Source organism: Lishizhenia sp. (assembly GCF_033720595.1).
GTDB lineage: Bacteria > Bacteroidota > Bacteroidia > Flavobacteriales_D > Crocinitomicaceae > Lishizhenia.
In genome coordinates this window covers 1-8,567 of record NZ_JAWWCF010000134.1, presented here as the reverse complement: position 1 = coordinate 8,567, position 8,567 = coordinate 1, and the positions used below count along the sequence as shown (strand labels likewise).

The following is an 8,567-nucleotide window of genomic DNA, read 5'->3' as shown; positions in this document are numbered from 1 at the left end:
GTATCCCAAAGTTGTTCCGCATTCATCTCTCCCAAACCTTTGTAACGTTGTACTCCAACTGAAGATGCTGGACCAGATCCTTTGAATTGGTCTACCAAACGGTCACGTTGGTCATCGTTCCATGCGTAATCTGACTTCGCACCTTTCTTCACTAAGTATAAAGGAGGCGTCGCGATATAAATGTAACCCGCTTCAATCAACTCACGCATGTAGCGGAAGAAGAAGGTAAGAATCAATGTTTCGATGTGGCTACCATCCACATCGGCATCACACATGATAATGATCTTGTGGTATCTTAGTTTCTCGGTATTTAAAGCTTTCGCATCATCTTCTGTACCTACTCTTACTCCTAAAGCAGTGTAGATATTTTTAATTTCTTCATTTTCGAAGATTTTGTGTTGCATTGCTTTTTCAACGTTCAAGATCTTACCTCTTAAAGGCATGATGGCTTGGAACATTCTATCTCTACCTTGTTTTGCAGTTCCACCTGCCGAGTCTCCCTCGACTAAGTAAATCTCACATTCAGCAGCATCTTTAGAAGAACAATCGGCCAATTTACCAGGTAAACCACTTCCTGTTAAAACATTCTTACGTTGTACCATCTCACGTGCTTTACGCGCCGCATTTCTGGCTCTTGCTGCAAGGATTACCTTCTCAACAATTTTCTTCGCATCGTTTGGATGTTCTTCTAAGTATATTTTCAACATTTCAGAAACTGCCTGCGATACAGGAGCAGTAACTTCTCTGTTTCCTAATTTTGTTTTTGTTTGTCCTTCGAATTGCGGCTCTTGAACTTTAACAGAAACCACTGCCGTTAAACCTTCTCTAAAGTCATCCCCAGCAATTTCTATTTTTTCTTTGGTTAACATACCACTTTCGTCGGCATATTTCTTCAAAGTATTTGTTAAACCACGTCTAAAACCAGAAAGGTGCGTTCCCCCTTCATGGGTATTAATGTTGTTTACGTAAGCTTGAATATTCTCTGTGTACGAAGTGTTATACGTCAATGCTACTTCAACAGGAATACCGTCTTTTTCTCCATCGATGTAAATTACATCTTCAATAAGTGGCTCACGGTTTCTATCTAAATATTGTGCGAATTCTTTTAATCCTCCCTCAGAGTAGAAAACCTCTTCAGGTGCTTTTCCATCTTCATCTTGATATTCTGCTCTATTATCTGTTAAGGTAATTTTAATTCCCTTATTCAAAAAAGCAAGCTCACGCATACGCGCAGCTAAAGTCTCATAATTGAAAACAGTGTGTTCGAAAATCGAAGCATCCGGTTGGAAAGTAACAATCGTACCATTCAACTCAGTCTCACCTACAACTTTAACGTCGTATTGTGGTTTACCAATTTTGTATTCTTGTTGCCAAATTTTTCCGTCTCTGTATACCGTAGCTTTTAAATCACTAGATAATGCATTCACACAAGATACACCTACACCGTGTAAACCTCCCGATACCTTGTAGGTATCTTTGTCGAATTTACCCCCTGCGTGTAATACAGTCATTACAACTTCTAGTGCAGACTTTTTCTCTTTCGTGTGCATCGCTGTTGGAATACCTCTACCGTTATCTTCAACAGTAATAGATTCTCCTTCATTGATAGAAACTTTTATGGTGTCACAATATCCAGCTAAGGCCTCATCAATAGAGTTGTCTACTACCTCGTAAACACAGTGGTGAAGTCCTTTTACGCCTACGTCACCAATATACATGGCTGGACGTTTACGTACTGCTTCTAATCCCTCTAAAATCTGAATATTATCCGCTGAATAATTTGCTTTTGAATTTTCTTCGCTCATACTATAAATTCTACAATTTATGATTTATGTACCTGCATTAACTAGACGTTAAGACAGGGCTAACAAATATAACGAAACAAAACCGCAATAGCGAGCTAAAACAAGGTAGATATAGGTCTATTTTATTAACAGGTAATTCACAATTGAAATCTACTACCTAAGGAAGATTTGGGGCATAAAAAAAGCCCTCTAAAAAGAGGGCTTTTAAATATCTTAACCACCGAAGTCGTCGAAAGATACGTTTTCTGGTGGAACTCCCCAGTCATCACACATCTTAACAACCGCGTTGTTCATCAATGGTGGTCCACAGAAATAGAATTCTATATCCTCTGGAGCTTCATGATGTGTTAAATAGTTATCTATTACTGCTTGGTGAACGAAACCAACGAATCCGTCTCCTTCGTCATCCATGCTTTTCTTCTCTTTCCAGTTATCTTCTGGTAATGGCTCTGAAAGAACCAAGTGGAACTTAAAGTTCGGGAAGTCACGCTCTAATGAACGGAAGTGCTCTAAGTAGAACAATTCTCTTCTTGAACGACCACCGTACCAGTAAGAAACTTTACGATCAGTTTTCAATGTCTTGAATAAGTGGTACAAGTGAGAACGCATTGGCGCCATACCTGCTCCACCACCGATGTATAACATTTCTGCATCTGAATCCTCGTTGATAAAGAATTCACCGTAAGGACCAGAAATAGTTGCTTTATCCCCTGGTTTTAAGTTGAAGATGTAAGAAGAAGCAACCCCTGGGTTAACTTTCATCCATCCATTCGCTTTTCTATCCCATGGTGGAGTAGCAATACGAACGTTCAACATAATTCTTCTTCCTTCTGCAGGGTAAGAAGCCATAGAGTAAGCACGTACTACATCCTCGTCATTCTTCATTTGAAGATCCCATAAACCGAATTTATCCCATTCTGTTTGGAATTTCATTGGTTCTCCTGGGTGATCATCTGGGTGAGCAGTGATGTCCATATCCTTAAAGTTCACTACACAATTTGGAATACGAATTTGGATGTAACCACCCGCTTTGTAATCCATATCTTCAGGAATCTCAACGATAAATTCTTTGATGAAAGAGGCAACGTTGTAGTTAGAAACAACTTCTGCTTCCCACTCCTTGATCCCTAAAATTTCGTCATGGATTTTAATCTCCATGTCTTCTTTCACTTTCACCTGACAACCTAAACGGTAGTGATCAGCAATCTCTTTACGAGAAAAGTGAGGCTCTTCTGTTGGTAAGATGTTTCCACCTCCAGAAAGTACTTGACACGTACACTGTACACAAGTACCCCCACCACCACAAGCTGATGGTAAGAAAATTCCTTCGTTACCCAATGTAGAAAGTAGTGAACCACCACCATCTACTTCTAATTCTTTATCACCGTTGATGGTAATTTTAATTTTACCAGACGGAGATAACTTTGCCTTAGCAAATAGCAACATACTCGTTAGCAACAAAACTACTATTAAGAATACTGCTACTGTTATAATAATACCTAAGCCCATATCTTATTTGTTTAATTCGATGTTTTGTGAAGTTTGAACCGCCTCAACTTTTGGAGTTTCAGCTTTCTTATCTCCGTTTTTGTATTCAATACCCATGAAACTCATGAAAGCGATACCCATCAATCCTGTAAGGATGAAAGTAATCCCCAAACCTCTTAAAGCTGGTGGAATTTGAGAGTATCTAATTTTCTCACGAATAGCAGCAATTGCAACGATAGCCAAGAACCATCCAATACCTGAACCAATACCGAATGCTGTTGCATCAGTAATTGTAGAGTATTGACGATCTGCCATGAACAATGCACCTCCTAAGATAGAACAGTTTACAGCGATCAATGGTAAGAAGATACCCAAAGCACCGTAAAGTGCAGGAGCAAATTTCTCAACCAACATCTCCACCAACTGTACCATAGAGGCAATAACTGCGATGAACATGATGAAAGAAAGGAAGCTTAAATCGATTGTGTGTGCACCATCTAAACCGTACTCAGGATTTAACCATCCTAAAGCACCTTCTTTCAATACGTAGTTTTGTAACAAGTAGTTCATTGGGATAGTGATTCCCAATACGAATATTACCGCTGCTCCTAATCCAACTGCAGTTTTTACAGTTTTAGATACAGCTAAGTAAGAACACATTCCCAAGAAGTATGCGAAAATCATATTCTCAGAAAAGATCGCTTTTACAAATATGTCTAATGTAGTATCCATTATTTAATGTCTTTTATAATTAGTAAATCTCTTTTCTAGTGATCCTCGATTAACGCTTTATTTCTTGAACGTTGCACCCAGATAATGATTCCTACTACGATCAAAGCCATAGGAGGTAAAATCATCATGTTATTGTTCACGTATCCCATAGCGTATAAACCAGACTCTTCACCTGGAAGGTTGTTACCGAAAATTTCAAATCCTAAGATTTTTCCTGATCCGAACAACTCACGTACTAAGGCTACCAATAACAAGATCCAAGCATATCCGAATGAGTTACCTAAGGCATCCATGATAGAAGGCCAAGGCTTGTTACCCATAGCAAATGCTTCGAAACGTCCCATGATAATACAGTTGGTAATGATCAAACCAACGAATACCGATAGTTTCTCAGAAATATCTGGTACGAAGGCTTGTAACAATTCATCCACAATAATTACCAATGAGGCAACAACTACTAATTGTACAATAATTCTAATTCTAGACGGAATTAAGTTTCTTAACAAAGAGATTGTTAAGTTACCCATTACCAATACGAACAATACAGAAACAGACATCCAAAAGGCCTGCTCAACTTGTACTGTAATCGCCAAAGCTGAACAAATACCTAATACCTGAATTGTAATTGGGTTATTGTCTGATAAAGGATCCGTAACTAATTTTCTATTCTTTTTCGAGAATAATGGCTCGCTTGGAGCTTTTGTTTTTTCTACAGTTTCACTCATCGCTTTCCTTATTTCTTGTTGTTGAAATATTTAACGTAAACAGCCATGGTACGGTTCATCATTTCACCAACACCTACTGAAGTAATTGTACCTCCAGTAATACCGTCAACTTTCATTTCATTTACACCAGATCCATCCTTCACAACTTGAATTGGTTGGAATTGGTTGTTTACTGAGATTTTCTCTCCAACCCATCTTTTCTCAAAGAAAGTTTGTTTGATCTCAGCTCCTAAACCTGGAGTTTCTCCTTTGTGATCGAATGCAGCACCAGCAATTGTTTCGTTGTCTTCTCCAATTGCGATGTATCCCCAAATTGGTCCCCAAAGTCCAGCACCTACAACCGGTAAAATTGTAATCATTTCACCTTCTGCGTTCTTCGCTTCGAAAACTGGGTATTTTCTATCTGCTTTTGCTATCGTCTTATTTCTGTACTGGTTTCTTACATCTACGCTGAATGCTTTCTCACCTTCCATTACATTTCCAGTTGCATCCACTACGAAAGAGTTCAATACTGTTTCGTCGTAAATTCCATCTACCGTACTTCTTGTAGACTCAATTCCAATGGCACTTAAGATGTCCATCTTCTTTTTCTTCTCTGCGTTTGCTTTTTTGATATCCGCCAAACCAAGCGACAGAGATGCCAATATGGTACCTACAACAACAACTAATGCTATTGCAAATCCAAATGTATATCCGTTACTATCTCTATTAATTGCCATTACTATGCAGTTTTAAGTCTTTTTAAACGACGTTTAACATTTGCTTGAATTACGTAGTGGTCAATAATAGGAGCCATTACGTTCATAAACAAGATTGCTAACATTACACCTTCTGGGTAAGCTGGGTTCAATGTTCTGATCAACACTGCAATACAACCCGCTAAGAATCCATACCATAATTTACCAACACTTGTTTGTGCTGCCGTTACAGGATCTGTTGCCATAAATACGGCTCCAAATGCGAATCCACCGATGATTAAGTGGTAGTATGCTGGCATGTCAAAGTAAGCGTTACCACCTATAGCGTTCATCAATAATCCGAATAAGAATCCTCCTGCAAAGAAAGAAACGATGATTCTCCAAGAAGCAACTCCAGTTACCAATAAGATCAATGCACCGATCAATACAGCTAAAGTAGAAGTTTCACCTACTGACCCAGGGATCATTCCCATAAATGCGTCAATTGGATCGTATTGTGCTTGGAATTTGTCTAACAATGCTGAAGCACTTTCAGTAACGTTAGTTTTCATTGCCTGTAAATCAGCCAATGCTGTAGCTCCTGTTGCACCATCTGGCAACATTCCACCATTTTGAGCGATAACGTCTGCCGTTCCACCTTTCCATACTTTGTCTCCTGACATAGCAGTTGGGTAAGCAAAGAACAAGAATGCTCTTGCTGTTAAAGCAACGTTTAAGATGTTCATTCCTGTACCACCGAAAACTTCTTTACCAATAATAACGGCAAATGCTGTAGCAACACCTACCATCCATAAAGGAACATCAACTGGCATGATTAAAGGAATTAACATTCCAGATACTAGGTATCCTTCGTGTAAAGAGTGACCTTTTAAGAATCCGAAAACGAATTCAATGGCCAAACCTACACCATAAGAAACTACGATTAATGGCAGAACGCGGGATAAACCATACAATACTTTATCTCCAAAACCTGTCCAGTAATCTCTGTATGCTTCAAACTCAGAACCTGGTAAGTACGATTGAATTTCGTAGTGCCAGTGACCTGTGTTGTAAATACCGAATAATAAACAAGGAATCAAGGCGATTACCACCATGAACATTGTTCTTTTCAAATCTACACCATCACGAATGTGCGCACCTTTTTTAGTAACGTGCTTTGGTGTAAATGCGAAAGTGGTCATCGTTTCATATAAAGGATGAAACTTTTCCCACTTGGCACCCTTTTCGAACATTGGGTCCCACTTGTGTAATAATTTTTCTAATGCTTTCACTTTTATATACTCTTATGAAGTTAGTATTACATACATTCTTGTTGAATCAAGTCAAGTCCTTGACGAACTTTTTCCTGAATCTCAACCTTAGATGTACAAACGTATTCACACAATGCAAAATCTTCTGGTATTACTTCGTAAATACCTAAATTCTCCATTCCGTCGATATCATCCGTAATACAAGCTTTGATTAACTGCATTGGTAAAATATCGAATGGGAATACTTTTTCCATTTCCCCTGTAACAACAAATCCTCTTTCTTCACCATTAAGGTTAGTATCCAAAGTATACTTCTTAGAAGAGTTTAACCAAGTTGGGAATAATTTAGATGCTGAGAACTTATCGAAACCAGGACCTAACCAACCTTTTGTAAGGAAAAATTTATACTGATCACCTTCAGGAAGAATAGTGATTTGATTATCGTAGTAGCTTAAACAACCTTCAGCACCAATGTTAGTACCTGTTAAGGCATTTCCAGAAATAACACGCACGTTATCCCCTTCTACATTGTTCTTCACTAAATCAGTAAGGTTTGCACCGATAACTGTTTTGTAATACTTACGGTTTGTAGCTTCAGAACCTGTGTATGCTACCAACTTAGTGGCATCAAACTTACCTGTTAAGAAGTATCTTCCGATTAAAGCAACATCCTGTACATTTACTGTAAACACGAATTCTCCTTTGTTAATAGGGTTAACATGGTGAATTTGTGTACCAACATTACCTGCGGGGTGCTTTCCTTCGAAACGATTAACTACAACGTTTTTCGCGTTTTCTAAAGCTGCATCACCTTTCACCTTAGCATTTAACCCCAAGTAAACTTTACCTGTAGTTAATTTTGCCAACGCATCGATACCCGCTTGGAACGCTTCGTCTTGTCCGTGTAAAATAAAATCGTAATCCGGAGCGAGAGGAGCAGTATCAAATCCCGAAATAAAGATCGCTTTAGGAGCCACCTCTGGATTTGCAACTACGCCTAATGGTCTTTGCGTCAAGAAAGGCCACAAACCTGCATTCAGCATAGTTTGTTTAACGCTTTCTGCATCTGCATTCGCTGGAGTAACTGGAGAAGCTTGAACGTATTCGATGTTAGTATCAGCATTGATTCTAACCTCTAAGATACGTCTTTTCTCTCCCCTTACGATTTCAGCGACTTCACCACTAACCGGAGACACATATTTTACAGCATCGTTGTATTTATCAAAAAAGATAACAGATCCTGCCTGTACCTTATCACCTGGTTTAACTACCATTTTTGGCACCAAACCGTGAAAATCTGTGGGTTTAATAGATACGGTTTTCGGCATTGCTAAATCTGCCGTTACCTTATCAGCCTCTCCTACAAGCCTGATATCTAACCCTTTTCGTAGCTTAACTGTCTTTGACATGCTTAATATAGAGCTTTGTTTAAGTTTGGCAAAAATAAAAAATACTTGGAACTAGTTGAAACGTTTAGTCGACTACCTAAGGTCTTATGCTAATTTGGAATAATTCTAAATAAAGTCTAACTCGCTGATTTTATTTCAGAGATATCCAAAGTTTTGTAAATTAAAGGTTGAATATATACTCTTAATACATATGAACACTGCTATCAACTCTGGTGTTAAAATTTCCGTAAGCACTCAATTTAGACCTGATCTTTCTAGAGTATATCAATCTATATACTTTTTTACGTACAAAGTTGAAATTGAAAATCGCAATTCTTTCGCCGTACAACTCCTCTCCAGATATTGGAGAATTTTCGATTCTTTGGCTGCTCCACGAACCGTTCAAGGTGAAGGTGTAATAGGAGAACAACCAATTATTGAACCGGGCGAGGTGTATACCTATTCTTCGGGGTGCGACTTT

Annotated in this window: 8 protein-coding genes; 1 reads left to right on the top strand and 7 read right to left on the bottom strand. The window is 38.6% G+C overall.

The features are described from left to right. From R3333_RS10065 to R3333_RS10035, 7 genes are all read right to left on the bottom strand, one after another. Positions 1-1,805 (bottom strand): DNA topoisomerase subunit B (locus R3333_RS10065; RefSeq protein WP_318958665.1); only part of this gene is annotated, 1,805 nt, incomplete at its 3' end. A 213-nt stretch (positions 1,806-2,018) separates the two neighbouring features. Then, entirely contained in the window at positions 2,019-3,314 is a 1,296-nt protein-coding gene (gene nqrF / locus R3333_RS10060; RefSeq protein ID WP_318958664.1) for an NADH:ubiquinone reductase (Na(+)-transporting) subunit F, read from the bottom strand. Between the two features lie 3 nt (positions 3,315-3,317). Next, complete coding sequence (nqrE, locus tag R3333_RS10055; protein WP_318958663.1) at positions 3,318-4,025, bottom strand: NADH:ubiquinone reductase (Na(+)-transporting) subunit E; 708 nt, start codon at positions 4,023-4,025, stop codon at positions 3,318-3,320. 35 nt (positions 4,026-4,060) lie between these two features. Further along, complete coding sequence (locus tag R3333_RS10050) at positions 4,061-4,750, bottom strand: NADH:ubiquinone reductase (Na(+)-transporting) subunit D (RefSeq protein ID WP_318958662.1); 690 nt, start codon at positions 4,748-4,750, stop codon at positions 4,061-4,063. An 8-nt stretch (positions 4,751-4,758) separates the two neighbouring features. Continuing rightward, on the bottom strand, positions 4,759-5,469 hold the full coding sequence (nqrC, locus tag R3333_RS10045) for an NADH:ubiquinone reductase (Na(+)-transporting) subunit C (protein WP_318958661.1): 711 nt from the start codon (positions 5,467-5,469) through the stop codon (positions 4,759-4,761). A 2-nt stretch (positions 5,470-5,471) separates the two neighbouring features. Further along, complete coding sequence (locus R3333_RS10040; RefSeq protein ID WP_318958660.1) at positions 5,472-6,719, bottom strand: NADH:ubiquinone reductase (Na(+)-transporting) subunit B; 1,248 nt, start codon at positions 6,717-6,719, stop codon at positions 5,472-5,474. 26 nt (positions 6,720-6,745) lie between these two features. Then, positions 6,746-8,107, bottom strand: a complete 1,362-nt coding sequence (locus R3333_RS10035) for a Na(+)-translocating NADH-quinone reductase subunit A (RefSeq protein ID WP_318958659.1) — start codon at positions 8,105-8,107, stop codon at positions 6,746-6,748. Between the two features lie 190 nt (positions 8,108-8,297). On the opposite strand from R3333_RS10035, the gene R3333_RS10030 reads away from it, so the two are divergent. Continuing rightward, a partial coding sequence (locus tag R3333_RS10030) for an ApaG domain (RefSeq protein WP_318958658.1) occupies positions 8,298-8,567 on the top strand: 270 nt, incomplete at its 3' end.

Coding starts and splice junctions, on each gene's coding strand:
- nqrC (WP_318958661.1), bottom strand. CDS start 5,469: ATGGCAATTAATAGAGATAGTAACGGATATACATTTGGATTTGCAATA.
- R3333_RS10035 (WP_318958659.1), bottom strand. CDS start 8,107: ATGTCAAAGACAGTTAAGCTACGAAAAGGGTTAGATATCAGGCTTGTA.
- R3333_RS10050 (WP_318958662.1), bottom strand. CDS start 4,750: ATGAGTGAAACTGTAGAAAAAACAAAAGCTCCAAGCGAGCCATTATTC.
- nqrE (WP_318958663.1), bottom strand. CDS start 4,025: ATGGATACTACATTAGACATATTTGTAAAAGCGATCTTTTCTGAGAAT.
- nqrF (WP_318958664.1), bottom strand. CDS start 3,314: ATGGGCTTAGGTATTATTATAACAGTAGCAGTATTCTTAATAGTAGTT.